Genomic DNA, 17935 nt, shown 5'->3' on the forward strand with positions numbered 1-17935 from the left:
GTACAAATGATAACAATGGATGCTAGCCAAAAATAGTAAAGCCTGTGTTTTTTAGGCTCTGTTAATCACGCGGCCCCAAACGGGGACTATACCAATATAGTTTTACCAGCAACTCAATAGCCTCAACATCATAATATAAAGCGATTTACCACAGTATGGACCTTATCGCTGAGTGCTTTAAGAGTTTGGCTTGCTTGGTTTAGTGTTGTAGCCGTTGTAACAGATTGTTCAGACGTTTCATTTAAGTCATTTAATCGCAAATTAATGGCGTGAGAAGCTTCAGTTTGTTGCTCTGTGGCTTGGGCAATTTGGCTATTCATTTGCGACATTTGTCCCATTAATCTGGCCACTTCTTGCAGTGTTTGGTTAGCTTGATTAATGTCACCGACGGTTTTTTGAGAGGTGTCTTGGCTCATTTTTACTGCGTCTACGGCTGCTTTGGCATCATTTTGTAGCTTTTCAATCATGCTTTGAATTTCATCTGTACTTTGTCCAGTGCGGCTAGCTAAAGTGCGCACTTCATCAGCGACCACTGCGAATCCTCGACCTTGATCGCCTGCGCGAGCTGCTTCAATTGCCGCATTTAAGGCTAATAAATTAGTCTGCTCCGCAATGGAGCGGATCACATCTAATACGCTGCCAATATTTTCACTTTGCTCGGCTAATTGAGATACAACTGAATTAACTTGTTCAATACTTGTTGTTAAAGATTGTATGTCGTCGACGCTACGAGTAACCGCAACTGCCCCTGATTGTGCGTTGTTTTTTGCATCACTTGTGGTCTTTTGGGCATTGGATGCATTGTTGCTTACTTCAGTAATTTGCTTGCTCATTTGATCAATCGCATCAGCAACTTGAATAGTCGCGTCACTTTGTTGTTGTGCAAACGTGTTGCTACTTTGGCTGACCTTGGCAACAGAGTTAGATTGGATAATTAACTCTTCGACAATTGCCTTCACTTGAATAAGAGACTCTCGTATTTTGGAGGTGAATTGGTTGAAATGTTGATTTAACTGGGTAATTTCATCATTCCCTTGGACGGGGAGTTGGCGGGTTAGGTCACCTTCACCTTGGGCTATATCACGCATACGTTCAGCCGCTTCTTGAATTGGTGCGGTAATACTTCTACTAATTAACCAAGTCGCACCTAGAATAAATAGCAACCCAATAGAGGCTTCAATTATATATGAGTTACGCAATTTAGCGTAGAAAGCGTCAAGCTTATCCATGTAAATCCCCGAACCAATGGTCCAACCCCAGGGCGCAAATTCTTTAACATAGGATATTTTGGGTGTTGGTTTTTCTTCACCTGGCAATGGCCAAACATAAGTCACAAAACCACTACCTTGTTGTTTAACTAGTTGGGACATTTCTCGAAAAAACGTTTTGCCATTTGCATCTGTGCTATCGAAAAGGGACTTCCCATTTAACTCAGGTTTGAAAGGGTGCATGATCATGCTCGGAGTGGCATCTTGTAACCAGAAATAGTTGTTACTGTCGTAGCGCAGATTACTAACAGTGGCGATGGCCATTGCTTTGGCGTCTTCTTCACTCAGTTGTTTTTCAACGGCTAATTGATGGAAGTGTTCAATTACACTATAAGCCACATCTACGACGCTCTTATTTTCTTTGTGAGCCTGTTGTTCTAGAGCTTGATAATGGTGATTTAGGACACTGAAACTGAGAAGTATTAGCACCAGCACCATTAAAATAACAATAAAGCTTAATCGATAGATCAATGAAAATTTGCGTAAAAAAACCATTGTTAACTCCTAAACTATTGCCCCCAAACTGGAGGCCACTGGCGATCATCAGATGGCTGTTTTATTAGTCTAGTCTAAATCTATGGATTTAATTTTAAATTACGCAAAATGCTCTTTAATCGCTGATAAATCATAACCTTTGGCGGCGCATAGGTTTTGTAACTGTTGAAAAGAACGTTGATCTTTTTGACTCAGCGCCCAAAGGTGAGCTGCACGGGTTCCACTTCTACAAAAGCAATGCACTAAGCCTTTTTGTTGTTCAATCAACTGTTTAAATGAAGCTATTTGTTGGTTGTTATAACAACCCGATTTAACCGGTAAATGTTGGTAATCAACATCAAGTGAACCACAAAGTAGTTTCCATTCGTGACTGGACATTTGATGGGCAGACTCATTGTCGGGTCGAACATTAATTAATAGGGTTAAGCCATTTTTTATTAGTTCAGATAGCTGTGCTTTGTCCAATTCACCAGATATTGAAAAGTGGTCATTTAAATTGATGATAGGCATAACTAATCCTTGATTAAAAGTTTGCGATAAAGGTGTAGGCTGATAAGCCTATTAAGCCAGCACCAAAGAGTTGTTTAATCACCTTTTGTGGAAGTTTATCTGCAACTTTTAAACCGACTAATATGCCACCGATAGCACAGCCGCTAACCAGTGTAATCAGGGGCCAATTTAGGGTGATATCAGCATATTGGAATACCTGTAAATACTGGGAAAAGCCACTAACACTCTGCATCACAATAATCACTAAACTGGTACCTACAGCCTGCTTGATGGGTATTTTGGCAATAAACATGAGTGCTGGCACAATGAGAAAACCACCACCAACACCAATTAAACCGGCTAAGCACCCGACTAATAAACTAGCGGGAATTAACCAAAACACTGATTGTGAAGGTGCTGTTTGAGCAGTAACAGGAGAAATAGGTTTGAGCATGAATACACTGGCTAATAGCATTATTACGGCAAAAATTAGCATTTGTAATTTAACGCTTACAAATTGCGCCAAATACGCCCCAGCATATGCTGAAAACATACTAGGAATACCAAAATAGATGACTAGTTTGTAAAGAATATTCCCTTTGAAGTAGTGCGTTATGGTGCCAACTAATGCCACTAAACCAACAATCAACAGAGATTCAGCTATGGCTATTTTTTCAGGTTCTTTAGCAATAAAAATGAGTAAAGGTAAAGTTAATATGCTGCCACCAGAGCCCAGCAAACCGAGGCTCAAGCCCATGGTTATTGCACCAAACCAAATTATTGGATCATGCATGGGTTAACCCAGCTTACTGGTTAGAGGTATTTTTAAATAAGAAATACCATTGTCTTCAGTGTCGGGCATTAGTCCTGCGCGGATATTCATTTGAATAGAGGGTAGCAGAAGTTTGGGGGCCGCAAGGGTTTTATCCCGTGCGTTGCGCATACTCACAAAGTCGTTTTCGCTGGTGCCATTTTTTACATGAATATTGTTGCGCAACTGCTGAAATACCGTCGACTCCCAGGCATATTCATCACGACCTTCGGCTTTATAGTCGTGGCCCACAAAAATACGGGTATCTCCAGGCAGTGCAAGAATTTTTTGAATCGATTGGTACAGGGCTTTAGCGCTGCCGTTGGGGAAATCTGCGCGAGCCGTGCCGTAGTCGGGCATAAACAAAGTATCACCAACAAAAACGGCATCTTCAATTAAATAACTCACACAGGCAGGTGTATGACCAGGCGTATTCATTATTTGAATGTTTAAGTGCCCTAACTTAATTATTTCTCCGTCGCTGAACAAATGGTCATATTGACTTCCGTCACAAGGAAATTCTGCATCTAAGTTAAAGATTTTTTTGAAGGTTGTTTGAACTATACGGATATGTTCGCCTATGCCAATTTCGCCGCCGCGCTTTTCTTTTATATATTGCGAGGCAGTTATATGATCGGCGTGGGCATGGGTTTCCAGTATCCACTCTAGGGAAAAATTATTATCATCTAAATATTTGATCACCTTATCTGCACTGGCAGAAGATAGGGTGCCCGAACTGGCATCAAAATCTAAAACTGGGTCAATAATCGCAGACAAGTTGCAGGTTTTATCAGTTAAGACATAGGTGACTGTATTGGTGTTTTCATCCAGAAATGGTTGAATGATGAGTTTATTCATGGTGGAAGATTCCTTCTTTGCTGGTTTCGAGCTGCAACTTTGGATCGAGTGATATTTGCTGATCTATTTTGAGTTGATGAGGAATAATATGAGAAGCAACCAACACAATTTTCAGCTCGGCTAATTGATTGATAAGAGCACATGCAATTTCAATATTCTTTTCGTCTAAGGCTTCAAATGGCTCATCAATTAAAATGAGGTTTGCTTGACTTAATAAAGCGCGAGCTAAACCTAGACGCTTTTTTTCACCGCCAGAAAAACGTCTTCCATTTTCTCCAATCCATTGATTGATATCCGTCATGTAACCCAAACCCACTTTATTGAGAACTTCGTTTAAGCAAGCATCCGATGCCTCGGGGTTGGCGATAAGCAAGTTACTTTTTAAGGTATCTGATAGACAATATGGAAACTGTTCAACATAAAGGCTGTCGTCAAGTAACCCATTTGGCAGGTCTTTTTGGTTGATTTTCCGGCTACCTTGACAAGGAATCAAACCTGCAAGGGATTGTAGGAAACGACTTTTCCCTGAGCCTGAACTGCCTACAATTAAACTCAAGCTGGCAGAGTCGAATGTGCCCGACACTTCTGGCATACGGGTGTTTTGGGCTTTAAAGTTAGATACATTTAGGCTTTTTACCTCGGTATGATGCCGATGTATAGGTACGGACACCTGTACCAAAGCTGCCATGCTTTTATTGGCAATGTGATAACTTGTTAGCTTGTTTTGTGACTCAATGGCGCGGCCCAACCAATCATTTACACTCAGTAATGCCATGGGGATGATCACGAACAAACTGTTTCCCACATGGGCTCCTGCGTAATTAATTAATATAAAACACATAGTCGCAATACTGGTGATAGAGGTGAGTAAGGTCGCTAATCTAGTATTCGATTGGATGCGGTTTTGTATTTTACGAATATTGGTTAATTTAGGTGGTTGAACTTGATTTTGCATATGCCAGATAGGCGCACTTTCAACGTGTTGAATTAAACTCAATTGGGTGGATTTTTGAGATTTAGCCAGTTTTACAGCGTTACCTAAGGTACTTAATACTAATCCCAAGTAAATGGCACTAAACACGACTAAAAACACGATTAATGGCCAAGTTAATGCGGGTGTAAACACTACCGCACAGAACATTAGCGCACTGATGGATAATAATACTCCGGCATTTTGGCCCACCCAAGCAATCCAAATTGACGCTACTTCTTCACTTTGATAAGCCAGTGCGTTTAAAGACGTATCCCGCGCAATAACGTGATTGTCAGCAAGAGATTTGAACACAGATACCCGAATGTCGGCTAAGGAGTCGAGTAGGTGATGATGGCCAAATAGCATACTGAAATAACCAGAAGCAATGCGCAAAATCGCTAGGCCTCGAATAACTACTGCTGGCAACATATAGTTAAAGCCCAGACCCGCAATCGCTGAGGCGGCAATAAACCAAGAGGATACTAATAAAATAGTGAAACCCACTAGAAAGTGCACTATGGCGAGCAATAAGCTAACCGCCAACAGTTTTTTATGTTTCATTTGGGTTCCTTAAAATGCCATTTTCAAGTTGCCAATGTTGTGAAAACCAATGGGAAGGAATAGATTTGTGCGACGCCCAAATAACCGTCTTTTGCTGCAAACGTTGATGCAACAACAGGCTCAGTACTTTGTGTTGCTCTTGGGTATGGTGGGCGGTGGGTTCGTCAAGAAAAACGACGTCAGCGTCAATTAGTAAAATACGAGCAAGGGCTAAACGTTGAGCTTCGCCTCCCGATAAAGGAGGATAGTCGCCTAAAGGTGTGTCTAATTGATGTTTTAGGTTAAACGCCCAATCATTAAGCTCCACATCAACTAACACTTCCCAAAGCAAATGATCAGGGATGTCTTTTCCCAAGGTTAAATTATATCTAAGGGTATTATCTAAAACTACGCTATCTTGAGTAAGCATATAGCTAGGCGCTGGAAAGTGGTGAGAGGCTTCTCGAAACCCCATTAATGCTTCTAACAGAACGGTTTTACCTGCGCCTGATTGCCCCTCTAAAAATACCCATTCTCCGGGGCGTATTGAGATTTTTCTGGCACTAATCTTAGGTTCCTGAACTTGAAAGTTCAGCCAATCTATACCATTGAAGTTTGGCTCTTTTAGCGTAGATTTTACCTCGTTATATATCTCTGCAAATCGTTCTGCACTGGCCTCTGCTTTGGACTTTTGATGATAGTATTTTCCCAAGGTTTTTAATTCTGCAAATAATAACGGAGCCACAAGTAGCATAAATAGACCAGTGTGAAGATCCATACTAGGTCCAAATTCAAACTCACCGATTAAACTAAAGCCAATGAAAACTGCTACCAGTGCGATTGATAAGGTGGAAAAAAAATCTAACACTGTGGTAGACAAAAATGCCACAGATACCACTTTCATGGTTTTAGAATTGACAATGTTACTGGCCTGGCTTAATCGTGTCTGTTGTTCTTGGTGTTGATTACTACTGGTGATTAAGGGGAGGGCTTTTAACCTATCCGAAAACATCGCCCCTAAACGTTCCAAAGCGATAAAATGTTTACGGTGGAGTGCAGCTGCCCCTTTACCTACAATAATCATAAATAAAGGAACTACAGGCATGCTAAGTAGTAAGGAGATTGCCACAACATAATTAATTGGCGCTATCACCAATAAAATAACCAGGGGTGTTATAGCGGCCATCCACTTTTGCACACAGTATTGACTGACGTAATTACCCACATCAGTTATGTGATCGAACATTAACTGTTGCCAATAAGCCGATGAATATCGGCGTATTAAGGCGGTTTGTTGTTGCTGCCAAATTTGTTGGATATCGCCTTCAATTTGGCTTTCAACGTTTGTTTTGCAGATGGCCGATAGACTATCTGCAAAATATACACTGGCTAACCAAATACTTGATGCAACCGCAAGGTATAACACCTTGCGGGCATCAATTGTTTGCTGCTCAACAACTATCGACATCATCATTTCAGCAAAAAACCAAAAGGTGACGATTTGAGCGCTAAACTGTATTAGTCTTACCAAAAACACCTTGGTTTGCGGCCCACGAAATTCCGTGCTTTGCCGCTTTAACCACGCTGTTGCTTGAGGTGTTATTTCAGTTGCCATTATGATTCGTCCGTGCGATCCATATCTTCTGTTGACTCAAGCCACATGGCGTTAATAATGCCAAATGAACATGCTAATAAAACGCCTAAAATCCATGTGAAATACCACATAATTTCTCTCCTATTATTGTTAATAAATTGCGTGTGACTTGCTCAAGTCAGCTTGTTTTACCCGTCCTCTCATAACCCAGAAACCGTAAGCGGTATAACACAGCACAATAGGTACAAACACACAGGCCACAATAAACATGGTTTGTAGAGTTAAAAACGACGAGGTTGCATCCCATACGGTTAAACTTGCGTTAGGCATGATGCTGCTGGGTAGTAAAAATGGAAACATTGAGAACCCTGCAGTTAAAATAATGCCTGCAATACTTAGCGCACTTGCAACAAATGCCTTGCCACTTCTGCCGATACTAGAAAAGAAGGCGGAGGCCAATGCAGCAACAATACCTAGAACAGGGGCTGCTATCATCCATGGATAGGCACTGTAATTTTGTAACCATCCTCCACTTACAATCGATACGGTTTTATGCAAAGGATTGCTGGTTGCAGCTATATCTACGTTTGAAGTGATTTGATAGCCATCGACGCCAAGGGCCAAATACACACCTGCTAAGGCAAAAAGAGCCGCTGTTGTTGAAGCTAGTATTACTGACAAAGAACGTGCCCGCTGATATAGGTCACCATCGGATTTAAGTTGTAACCAAGTTGCTCCGTGGTTTAACAGCATTGCAACTGAAACTAGTCCGGTTAGTAGTGCAAATGGTGTTAGTAAACTGAAAAACGAACCTGTATAGGTTGACTTTAAAGTCTCGTCTAACTCGAAAGGAATACCCAGTAGTAAGTTACCAAATGTCACACCAAATATTAGGGCAGGAATAAAGCCGCCAGCGAAAAGCGCCCAATCCCACATCATTCGCCATTTTTTATTGGTTAGCTTGCTACGGTAATCAAAACCTAACGGACGCATCCACAGCGCGATTAAGGTTAAGGCTAGTGCTAAATATAAAGCAGAAAACGCTGTAGCATAAATCATTGGCCAAGCAGCAAAAATAGCGCCACCAGCAGTGATTAACCACACCTGGTTACCGTCCCAGTGGGGCCCCACGGTATTGATCATGACTCGGCGTTCTTGATCGGTTTTTCCAATCAGCGTCAATAATGCACCGACTCCTAAATCAAAGCCGTCGGTAATCGCAAAACCTATGAGTAATACACCTATCAACACCCACCAGATAACACGAAGGGTTTCATAATCAATCATGAGTTTGCTCCTTGAGGTTGTTCATCGTTTAGTAGTTGTGCCGCTTCTTCTAATTCACGCTCGGCTTCGGCAAAAGTTTCACTGGGGCCTTTTTTGGCGTATTTCTGCATTAGATAAAAGGCGGCGATAAACATAATTGCATAGAAGAATGTGTAGGCTATTATCGTGATAACGACGTCAGTAACACTTAAATTGGATACTGATGCATGTACCGGTAATATTTCTGCAATTGACCATGGTTGACGACCATATTCGGCAACAAACCAACCCGCTTCTGAGGCTATCCAAGGCAGTGGTAGGCTCCAAAGAGCAAATTTCAATAACCAGCGAGGTTTAGTAATTTGGTGCTTAGTAGAGTAATAGAAGGCTAGGGCAAACAGCACTAACATGGCAAATCCAGAGGCAACCATCAGTCTGAAACTCCAAAATAACGGTGCAACTTTTGGAATGCTGTAATCAACAGCTTGTTGAATAGCATTTTCGGAAGGATTAGTAACATCATCCGTAAAAGGCTGTAACAGCATAGCAAAGCCTAAATTGTCTTTGTGTTGCTCAAAATCAGCCCGTTCAGCTTCTGTCGCTTGGCCATTTCTGACTTTGTCTAATAAGTCGTAAGCTACAATTCCAGATAAAATACGCTCTCTATGGCGCTCTTTATGTTCTTTTAAGCCAACCACTTCTTCGTCTAGTGAGCGTGTGGCAATTATACCCATGGCATAAGGTATTTGGATGGCGTAATCGACAGATTCAGTTTCATCATTGGGTATGCCAAACAGGGTAAAAGCAGCAGGGGCCGGCTGGGTTTCATATTCAGCCTCTACAGCGGCTAATTTAACCTTTTGAACATCACCTAGTTCATAACCACTCTCATCACCTAAAATAATAACTGAGATAACCGATGCTAACCCAAAGCTGGCCGCGATGGCGAACGAGCGTCTAGCAAAAGCAACATCTTTGTTTTTAAGTAAGTAATAAGAAGAAATAGCTAGAACAAAAATTGCACCGGTCACATAGCCTGCAGATACCGTATGTACAAACTTCACTTGCGCAACAGGGTTGAATATGACTTCTGCAAAGCTGGTCATTTCCATGCGCATAGATTCGAAATTAAACTCTGCACCCACAGGAAATTGCATCCAGCCATTGGCAATTAAGATCCAAAGGGCAGAGAAGTTAGAACCTATGGCAACTAACCAAGTTGTCATTAGATGTTTCACTTTGGTCATTTTGTCCCAACCAAAGAAAAATAAACCAACAAAGGTAGACTCTAAGAAGAAGGCCATGAGTCCTTCTATCGCCAAAGGCGCACCAAAGATATCACCTACATAATGGGAATAATAAGACCAGTTCATACCGAACTGAAATTCCATGGTTAAGCCTGTGGCAACGCCAATAGCAAAGTTGATCCCAAACAACTTACCCCAAAACTTGGTCATTTGTTTATAGATTTCTTTGCCAGTCAAAACATACACAGATTCCATTATGGCAAGCATAAAACTCAAGCCTAAGGTTAATGGAACAAATATGAAATGAAACATGACGGTAGAGGCAAATTGCCAACGAGATAACTCAATTAGAGTCTCGTTCATACTGTTTCTCCTAGTGATTTAAAAAGTGTTGTCGAATCTATTATATTCCGATGGTTTCTACCTCGGAGTTGATCTTAATCAACATTATTGAACTCAAATTGCATTCTGCGTGCCAAATATGGAAAATATTTTAAGGTATTGAAAGGATTGGAGTTTTATTTTTGGGGAGGCTTTATTGTCAAGTTGTTGTGTCACTTATGACAAGAAGTGTGTCATAAGTGACAGTTGCTGATTTGGCAGCTGATTTTGTGGATTAATTTGTTTGGCAGTAGTCTACTCAGACATAGGCGCAGTGACGCTAAAAGCGCCGCGTATATCATTTAACGAAAAGTTTATTGCCGTGTCCTGTGGGTAGTGTTGGTTTATTTTTTCACGTAAATCCGAGGATATATTTGTACCATGACAAGCAACACATAACTGACCAGTAGGAATGGCTTTCATCATTCTAAATTGCCCATTTTTAATATCACTAAAGACCAACTTATCCATTGCTTTGCCCTGTTTCAATTGCTGTTCAAAGTTCACTAATACCTCTTTTTGCCACTCATTGGGTTGGTTATCGGGGTTGCGGGTTTTTAAGCTTGTGCGACTTAGGGTCCAACCATTAGTGGATAGTTCAGCGGCAATTTTAGGTGCTTGTTGTTGACAAACCTCTACTGCACTTTCAAAGCCACCAGTGCCAATTGCATTGAGTAATTCACTTTTGAGTTGCTTACCAAATTGCTGCATTTTTTGTTTGGCAATGTTTTGCATCTGTTGTTTTGAGGATGCTTCATGATTTTGAACCTGATTATTTATTAGCGGTTCCTTTTTTGTGGCTAATTCTTCCACCTTAGTAGCCGTTCCATAAGATCCGAAACTGACAAGAGTTAACATACCCATTGTAGTTGCACATATTGCTAATATTCTATTCATAGTATTTCCTATTCTAGTCGTTCTATTCCAAGTGCTTTTAGCACATACTTTTCGTAAACCGGTTCACTTGTGCCCGTGCGCATTTTTCGCATGAAGTATTTTTCAAATGCAATTTTGGCTAAATGTACCCATTTCCCTTTTTTAAACCAGGCAACATTACGGGGCGGAATTTGCGGCATGGCTACAAATGCTGCTCCTGTGTTGCCCATGTCGGCTAAGCAAATTGCATGCATAGTGCCTTTAGTGTGAGGCGGTTGTTTGTCAATAATGAGGGCTTTTAGATTGTGGGCGATGGCGGTCATCATAGTTTCGATCATGTAACCTGTTTTAGGCGTTCCTGTTGGGACTGGAGTTGCCTCAACTGGAGGGATAGCAACACAGACTCCGCCGGAAAATATATTCGGGTAGGTTGGATTGCGATGGTATTCATCGGTGAGAACGAAACCTTTAGGGTTGCACAAAGCATCAACATTTGCCACAGCGTCAACACCACTGAATGGAGGGATAAGCATGGCATGTTGAAAAGGTAGTTGATGCTCGAATTCAACTTCACCTTTTCGGTTTAACTCAGAAACGAACATCATACTTTCAGTGACCTTATCTACGCTGCTGTTACAAGTCCACTTTATGTCTCTGGTTCTAAGTTCTGACTCCAACATGGTTTTAGAGTCACCCACACCACCTAAGCCCATATGCCCGATATAAGGTTCACAGGTAACGAAGTGAATGGGTACTTTGTGGCGGATCTTAGCGTCTCGCAGTGCTTTATCTAAGATAAACGCATATTCGTATGCAGGCCCAAAGCAACTGGCGCCTTGGAAAGCACCAACCACAACTGGCCCTGGATTTTTTATTAGCTTTTCAAAATCTTGATAGCATTGTTGAGCGTGATCTAAGGTACAAATGGATTGCGTGTAAAAATCAGGTCCAGCTCCTTGAATATTAGCAAAGGCAAGTTTAGGTCCTGTGGCTATTATCAAATAATCGTATTCTATGCTTTGGTTTTCGTGGGTTAAAATAACATTGTTTTGTGCATCGATTTTATCCACCCTTGCGCAAATGAATTCAATGCCTTTTTTATTGAGATATTTTTCAATGGGCATCGTTATTGCGTTAGGCTCTCGCCATCCAACAGCAACCCAAGGGTTGGAAGGAACGAACCGGAATTCAGCTCGTTCATTGATCACAACAACTTGGTGTTCCTTGCCTAATATCTCTTTTGTTTCATAAGCCGCTGGCATGCCACCGGTTCCTGCGCCTAAGATCACTATTTTAGCCATTTTAGATCCTTACTTTTTTAATATCGTTAAAGGGTACGACATGTAAATACTTAATAAGCAAGACCCGTGCTATAAATTCAAAATTATTTAAGGTATTGAAAATTATATGTTTTATTAAAATTATTTCGGATGATTTAGATATAACTTGATTCCTGTGTCATTTTTGTCAGAGTATGAGTCAATAATGACTTAATGAAGGTTTCATGGATTATGAATGTGAGTGTCGTACAATCGATTATTGATGCAATGGAAAAGCCGGCAATTTTTATTGATCTTGAATACCGTATTTTAGCCGTTAATCCAGCTTATCGAGATACCTATGAAAATGAAGTGATAGTAGGCAAAAGTCGCTGTTTTGAAATTTCCCACCGAAACTCAAGCCCCTGTGATCAGCACGGTGAAGATTGTCCAATGGAGCAGTGTAATAAAACCGATAAAACTAGCAGTGTTATTCATATTCACGATACCCCATACGGTAAAACCTATTGTGATATTTTGATGAAACCCATCAAAGATGAAAATGGTATCACCACCGGATTTTTAGAAGTGTTAGACCGTATAAAGTTTGCGTCCAATGAGTCGAATGCGCAACTTATGATAGGCGCATCAGAGCCTTTTAAAAAGATGCTAAATAAGATTAACCGCTCAGCCAAGTCCGATATTGCGGTGCTTTTACACGGCGAAACGGGTACTGGTAAAGAGTTAGTGGCTAAGGCTGTTCACGAGTCGAGTTTTCGAGCAGAAAAACCCTTTGTAATTATTGAATGTACAGGTCTTAACGAAAATTTATTTGAGTCGGAGTTATTTGGTCATGAAAAAGGTGCTTTTACTGGCGCAACCCATGCCAAAAAAGGGCTGATAGAGATGGCTAATGGTGGCACTGTCTTTTTTGATGAAATAGCAGATGTGCCTTTGGCTATGCAAGTTAAACTATTGCGACTGCTTGAAACCCATTGTTATCGCACCGTAGGTGGGATTAAACAGAAAAAAGCTGATTTTAGATTAATTTGTGCAAGTCATAAGAACTTACTTGAATTAGTAGCATCGGGTGAGTTTAGGAAAGATTTGTATTATCGCATCGCGGGCTTTCCCATTATGTTGCCTTCATTGGCTCAGCGTCGTTCCGATATCCCTATTTTAGCCGAACATTTTTTAAAACAATCCGAACTACATCGTAAAAGATTTAGTCAACAAGCGATGCTTAAATTAAGTCAGTACGATTTTCCTGGCAATATTCGTGAGCTTAGAAGTATTGTCGAGCATTCAGCGTTACTTGCCAATGAAGACATTATTGAGGTTGAGGATTTGCCGGAACTCATCATTCATTCCGATAATTTTGAGGGCAAGGACGTGAAGCAAGTTATTTCCTTAGATGAAGTCGAAAAACAGTACCTTTCTCAATTGTGTTTTTCTAGCACTTTACCTGTAGATGAACTTGCCCAGCAATTAGAAGTGAGTCCGCGAACCCTTTATCGGAAATTACAGAAATATGGCTTAAAATACGACGGAAGATAATTTGCCCGCGTGATCTGATTATGTGGGCCGTTATCTTTTTTGGTTTTGTCATTTATGGCGTGTTACTGAATTTTATTGGCCATTCGCCAGTTCTTTTTCGGTTTTAAAACCAAACACTTTACGAAGAATAAAGGTGGCAGGGCACAGGCCTGTAAAACTTTGTTGAAATAAATTAGCACCTATAAAAACCGTAAACCAAACAAAGTTGGGATGAACCCAAACCGTTAAGGCAACGGAAATTAACACCATAAAACCGGCAAATGCGGTTAACGCTCGTTCAGCAGACATAATTATCCTCTTTTTTAATGGTTTAGTAGCTTAATAAAAGTACTTGAAGCTAGCGTAGAAGTTACTCGCATCTTCAAACTGATTATAAAATGTGTGATTGTCATCGCCGTAAAATAAATTCATACCCGTTGCTAGTCGCCACTGGTCAACTGGACTGTAATCAACACGCAATTTTAAAAAACCGTCCTTGTCGCTGGTGGAGTAAAAGTTAAAAGCGTTTATGGTTAAGGTTTGTTGCATTAACCGATAAACAAGTTGTTGGGTAAGGACAATACGACTGCGGTTGGGATCATATTCTGGTGTTAGGGAGTTTAACTTTAATTGTGAATAATCATGGGTGCGTTCTAAATACCACTGCAGGCTGCCAGATACATCTTTCATTAACTCCTGTTCATAGCCAACCAAAAGTCGACTTTGATCGTTTGGAGTTAGCGGATCCGTGCCTTGATTATCATCTCGAGAGGCATAATAAGCGAATTCTGCTTTGAGCAGACCTGCAAAAGCAGGGCTTACGATGCTGGCACCATAAACCTTGAGTTCAGAAAAGTAAGCTTGGCCTTCACTGGTTTGGCTGCTGGGCGATTTATGGAAGCCATCGTAAGCATAAATGGCGAGTTCGGATGAGCCAAAGGTTTTATAATAGCGTAATGCATATTCTGGCGACTCCGGTAAATAAGGTGGATTTACTTCAAAACCTGGTGCGATGTTGCTGCCTACCTGTGAAGAGAAAAATGAAAAGTAATCGCCATTGATGTAGTTGTCTGCTGCAAATTCTGGGGTAACAACCAAGTCAATATTTCCCCAATCAAAAAATCCAGATAACTTAGCGGATAGGGAAGGTGCTTTGAGGTAATCATCATTACGACCTGCAAAAAATGATTGATAATCTTTTGGGAAAAGGTCATTTAGAAATAAATAATCTCCTGTTCCCCAAGTCAACACTTGTTGACCTAGTTTTAAATCAAAATATTTACCCCATTCACCAAAAGCATCTAGTCTTCCTTGCCAAGCAAATTCCCGAACATCTAATTTCACATCATCGAGTACACCGTCATAATACAGGTCGCTGGTGATGGTTAAACTGGAATGACTGAGTAGCTTTTCCCACTGCACTTGTAGACGAATATCTCTGAGGGTTTTAGCACCATCGATGACCGGATCTGAGGATATTCTGTTGCCCGCGCTAACGTCAATAAAGCCGGTAAATATCGGGCTTTCCACTGCTTCTTCCGACCAGTCACCCATATCCCATTCATCTTCTGAAGTTTGGGCTAGAGTGTTTAACGTGACGAAAAGTAACATCATCGTTAAAAAAGTGCGGGACGATAACCTATTTTTCATTATTTTAACCATTGGCGAGGCGGGGTACGCAAACTTCGTTCAGAAAATACATCGTCAGGTAGCCCTAGATCATAGCTGATATTTCTAAATTCCATTAAGGTATAACCACCATTAATCAAATCGCTTACTTTGGAGCGAACCACTGTAGGAAATCCTTGAATTTCTTCGATTTTTATAGCTTCAACTCGTCGGTAATTCACACCATCTTGATTAAAAAAATCAATATTCACCGGCAGCTTTGTTTGTTTACTAATGCTGACGTGGTAGTAGCTAAACTCAACACTGTCTGCGGACTTGGGGGTGGCTTTCAAAATGTAGTTTTCCGACGTTTCATTCATCAGTTCAAAGCTATCCTCTGAGATAGCGCGGCCAGATACATCTTCGTAAAAAAAGTGTGAACCCACAAAAGAGGTACGTTTGTCGCCAGCTGATATGCGTTTGACTAAGTCCAGTGCCGGTAGATACAACCAGCGGTCATCATCAATTCCAATATCAGCATGTTTTTCCACTCTAAATACAGTGTCTTTAACATCCGTAGGACGGCTAAAAAACACCATCATCTGCTGATCACCGTTGTCTTCAATATCACGTCTTAAGATAGTGAATTGACGCATTTGTTTACGTCCTTGAGAGTCAACAATCATCATCCGTGCATCTGAGCGGCCATCTTCGCCACTGTAATAAGCAACCTTTTCAGCGCTGCTAATTAATTCATCAACATCAACGGCTGCAGTGCCCGGTAACGACACTAATAATGAAAACGTAAATAATGTAACTCTTAACATTCTAAACCTCCAAGTTGACTTAGTTTTTAAACACTAAGGTTTTTGCCAACGACATTACTGCGGGCAAAATAAGCAATGTCACTAGGGCAGAAATCGCCATAATACTCGCTAAAAATACGCCCACAGTGATATAGGGCACAAGGGGAGCAAATAATAAGGGAGTAAAACCAAGGGCAATGACAAGGGCATTACGTGTAATGGCACTAGCCGGCTCTTGAAACATCAACGCAAATGTTTGTTTAACATCTTTGTTTTGTTTGTATAAGGCGCGGGCCCTTTCTAAAAAGTGAATGGCGAAGTCTACTGACAAACCCAGTGTTAATGCTGATAAAACAGCGATTGGCATATCGTAATCTTTGCCAATAATACCAATCAACCCATAAATGAAAGTGATAGTGATGGTCAGTGGCAGCATTGCTAGCAAACCAAACACGAGGGATCTGAAGAGTATCACCATCATCACAAAAACAATCACAAATGCACTAATTAAACTATTAAGCATGCCTGCCACCATATTTTCTTGCCAAATGACATTAATATAAGCTTTGCCTGCCCATCCTAGTTCAATATTTGCGGGCAGGGGATGGCTGGCTACGTAATCATCCACCAATTGAATTACCTTTGTCATATCTTGGTTATCACCACTGCTTAACTGTAACCAAATTAAACTTTGCTGGTAATCTGGGGTAACAAAGTGCCATAGGTCATTAGGGCGATGGGATGACTGGTATTGCATTAATGTTTGCGCCACAGCTTGTGGTGACGCAGGGATTTGGTAATCTTTTGCTTCACCGGATCTGAGTTCACGATTGACTACTTTGGTCACATCGGCAAGGGAGTTGGATTTACCCACTAGCCCTGAACCTTGTAATTCAAGTTGCAAGGATTCTATGTAGGCCAGTAGTTGTGGTGACTGGAACGCTTTTGACTGGCTTAAAGCCGACTCTGTCAGACTTAACAACTGATTCAAATACTGATCTTCTATAGAACTTATTTGGGAAAACATTTTGTCTTCGATTTCAATAATAAGTTGTTGATACTGTTCGTTTAATGGCTCATTCTTAAGCTTTTCAACTGTGCTCTGTTGCCATTCATTTAAAGTAGAAGGCAGGTCTTTTATCATTAAGTTGTGAATTGGTACTAACGATGATTGTTGACTCAGCACAACGTATGCGTCGTAGGTTCCTGCAAAGTTTTCGTTGAGAACTTTGTCAGCGACTCGAATTTCATGGTCTGGTTTGAACCATCTTACTGGGTTATCGTTTATTTGAATTTGCGTAATTCCCCAAACCGATACTGCAAAAATCGCCGCAAAACTCAAAATCAATGAGCCCTTAAAATTCATTGCAATCTTACCCAAGCCAGCTGCTATTTTGGCTATTCTGGTCCCTCCACTTTGTTGGCTATGCATCACATCTTGAAGATTTTGTAATGAAGCTTCGCTCATCCTAGACAGGTAGGCGGGCATAAAGGTAATTGTGATTAAAAACGCCAATAAGATACCTGAGCCTACAAAGGCACCAAATATTTGCACCGGTGGAATGGGGGTTAACATCAATGAATAGAACCCCACTGATGAGGTGATTGATGTGTATAGCATGGGCGTAAATAGATGGCCTACTACTTCTTCTATGGTTTCTTGTAGATCTTCACCAGGCTTATGGCGGTCACTAAACTCCGACAATATATGCACCGAATCAACTACCGCAATAGGCATCAGAAAAATAGCAATCATTGACGACATGATATGAACGGTGAAGCCCATTCCAATTAACGCACCCATGGTTATGATTACCGTGGCCATAGCGACTATCATGGGCGCAATAATGAGCGGAATATTGCGGAAGAACACAAACAAAAGAATAAAAATAGTTAAACCAGCTAAGGGTGCTGAAATGCCCATTTGT

Annotated in this window: 16 protein-coding genes; 1 reads left to right on the forward strand and 15 read right to left on the reverse strand. The window is 41.0% G+C overall.

The window, feature by feature from the left end:
- Positions 1-128 precede the first annotated feature (128 nt).
- The 11 genes from ABJV04_RS18260 to ABJV04_RS18310 form a co-directional block, all read right to left on the reverse strand.
- Complete coding sequence (locus ABJV04_RS18260; RefSeq protein WP_348493040.1) at positions 129-1763, reverse strand: methyl-accepting chemotaxis protein; 1635 nt, start codon at positions 1761-1763, stop codon at positions 129-131.
- Positions 1764-1862: 99 nt separating this feature from the next.
- On the reverse strand, positions 1863-2273 hold the full coding sequence (locus tag ABJV04_RS18265; RefSeq protein ID WP_348493041.1) for a TIGR01244 family sulfur transferase: 411 nt from the start codon (positions 2271-2273) through the stop codon (positions 1863-1865).
- Positions 2274-2286: 13 nt separating this feature from the next.
- Positions 2287-3045 carry a sulfite exporter TauE/SafE family protein gene (locus tag ABJV04_RS18270; protein WP_348493042.1) on the reverse strand — a complete coding sequence of 253 codons (759 nt, stop codon included), beginning with the start codon at positions 3043-3045 and terminating at the stop codon, positions 2287-2289.
- Positions 3046-3048: 3 nt separating this feature from the next.
- Complete coding sequence (locus ABJV04_RS18275) at positions 3049-3921, reverse strand: MBL fold metallo-hydrolase (RefSeq protein ID WP_348493043.1); 873 nt, start codon at positions 3919-3921, stop codon at positions 3049-3051.
- The gene (locus ABJV04_RS18280; RefSeq protein ID WP_348493044.1) at positions 3914-5455 is read right to left on the reverse strand and encodes an ATP-binding cassette domain-containing protein; all 1542 of its coding nucleotides are present in this window, start codon (positions 5453-5455) and stop codon (positions 3914-3916) included. The genes ABJV04_RS18275 and ABJV04_RS18280 overlap by 8 nt, the downstream gene beginning before the upstream one ends.
- The gene (locus ABJV04_RS18285; protein ID WP_348493045.1) at positions 5445-7049 is read right to left on the reverse strand and encodes an ATP-binding cassette domain-containing protein; all 1605 of its coding nucleotides are present in this window, start codon (positions 7047-7049) and stop codon (positions 5445-5447) included. Before ABJV04_RS18285 ends, ABJV04_RS18280 begins: the two co-directional genes overlap by 11 nt.
- Positions 7049-7159 carry a cytochrome bd-I oxidase subunit CydX gene (gene cydX, locus ABJV04_RS18290; RefSeq protein WP_100643419.1) on the reverse strand — a complete coding sequence of 37 codons (111 nt, stop codon included), beginning with the start codon at positions 7157-7159 and terminating at the stop codon, positions 7049-7051. Before cydX ends, ABJV04_RS18285 begins: the two co-directional genes overlap by 1 nt.
- Positions 7160-7178: 19 nt before the next feature.
- Positions 7179-8315, reverse strand: coding sequence for a cytochrome d ubiquinol oxidase subunit II (gene cydB / locus ABJV04_RS18295; RefSeq protein WP_348493046.1), 1137 nt, complete (start codon positions 8313-8315; stop codon positions 7179-7181).
- A complete protein-coding gene (locus ABJV04_RS18300) occupies positions 8312-9904 on the reverse strand; it encodes a cytochrome ubiquinol oxidase subunit I (RefSeq protein WP_348493047.1) in 1593 nt (530 codons plus the stop codon). The genes cydB and ABJV04_RS18300 overlap by 4 nt, the downstream gene beginning before the upstream one ends.
- Positions 9905-10177: 273 nt before the next feature.
- Positions 10178-10819 (reverse strand): DUF3365 domain-containing protein, encoded by a 642-nt coding sequence (locus ABJV04_RS18305; protein WP_348493048.1) that lies wholly within the window; start codon positions 10817-10819, stop codon positions 10178-10180.
- Between the two features lie 8 nt (positions 10820-10827).
- Positions 10828-12099: an FAD/NAD(P)-binding oxidoreductase gene (locus ABJV04_RS18310; RefSeq protein ID WP_348493049.1), complete on the reverse strand. Its 1272-nt coding sequence runs from the start codon at positions 12097-12099 to the stop codon at positions 10828-10830.
- A 210-nt stretch (positions 12100-12309) separates the two neighbouring features.
- Between ABJV04_RS18310 and ABJV04_RS18315 the strand changes: the two genes are divergently transcribed.
- Complete coding sequence (locus ABJV04_RS18315; RefSeq protein WP_348493050.1) at positions 12310-13614, forward strand: sigma 54-interacting transcriptional regulator; 1305 nt, start codon at positions 12310-12312, stop codon at positions 13612-13614.
- Positions 13615-13686: 72 nt separating this feature from the next.
- On the opposite strand, the gene ABJV04_RS18320 is transcribed toward ABJV04_RS18315, so the two are convergent.
- The 4 genes from ABJV04_RS18320 to ABJV04_RS18335 form a co-directional block, all read right to left on the reverse strand.
- Positions 13687-13902: a DUF2892 domain-containing protein gene (locus ABJV04_RS18320; protein WP_348493051.1), complete on the reverse strand. Its 216-nt coding sequence runs from the start codon at positions 13900-13902 to the stop codon at positions 13687-13689.
- A 30-nt stretch (positions 13903-13932) separates the two neighbouring features.
- Positions 13933-15243, reverse strand: a complete 1311-nt coding sequence (locus ABJV04_RS18325) for a hypothetical protein (protein ID WP_348493052.1) — start codon at positions 15241-15243, stop codon at positions 13933-13935.
- On the reverse strand, positions 15243-16028 hold the full coding sequence (locus tag ABJV04_RS18330) for an outer membrane lipoprotein-sorting protein (protein WP_348493053.1): 786 nt from the start codon (positions 16026-16028) through the stop codon (positions 15243-15245). Before ABJV04_RS18330 ends, ABJV04_RS18325 begins: the two co-directional genes overlap by 1 nt.
- A 19-nt stretch (positions 16029-16047) precedes the next feature.
- Positions 16048-17935 (reverse strand): MMPL family transporter (locus ABJV04_RS18335; protein WP_348493054.1); only part of this gene is annotated, 1888 nt, incomplete at its 5' end.

The organism is Aliiglaciecola sp., from assembly GCF_039982535.1.
Taxonomy (GTDB): Bacteria; Pseudomonadota; Gammaproteobacteria; order Enterobacterales; family Alteromonadaceae; genus Aliiglaciecola.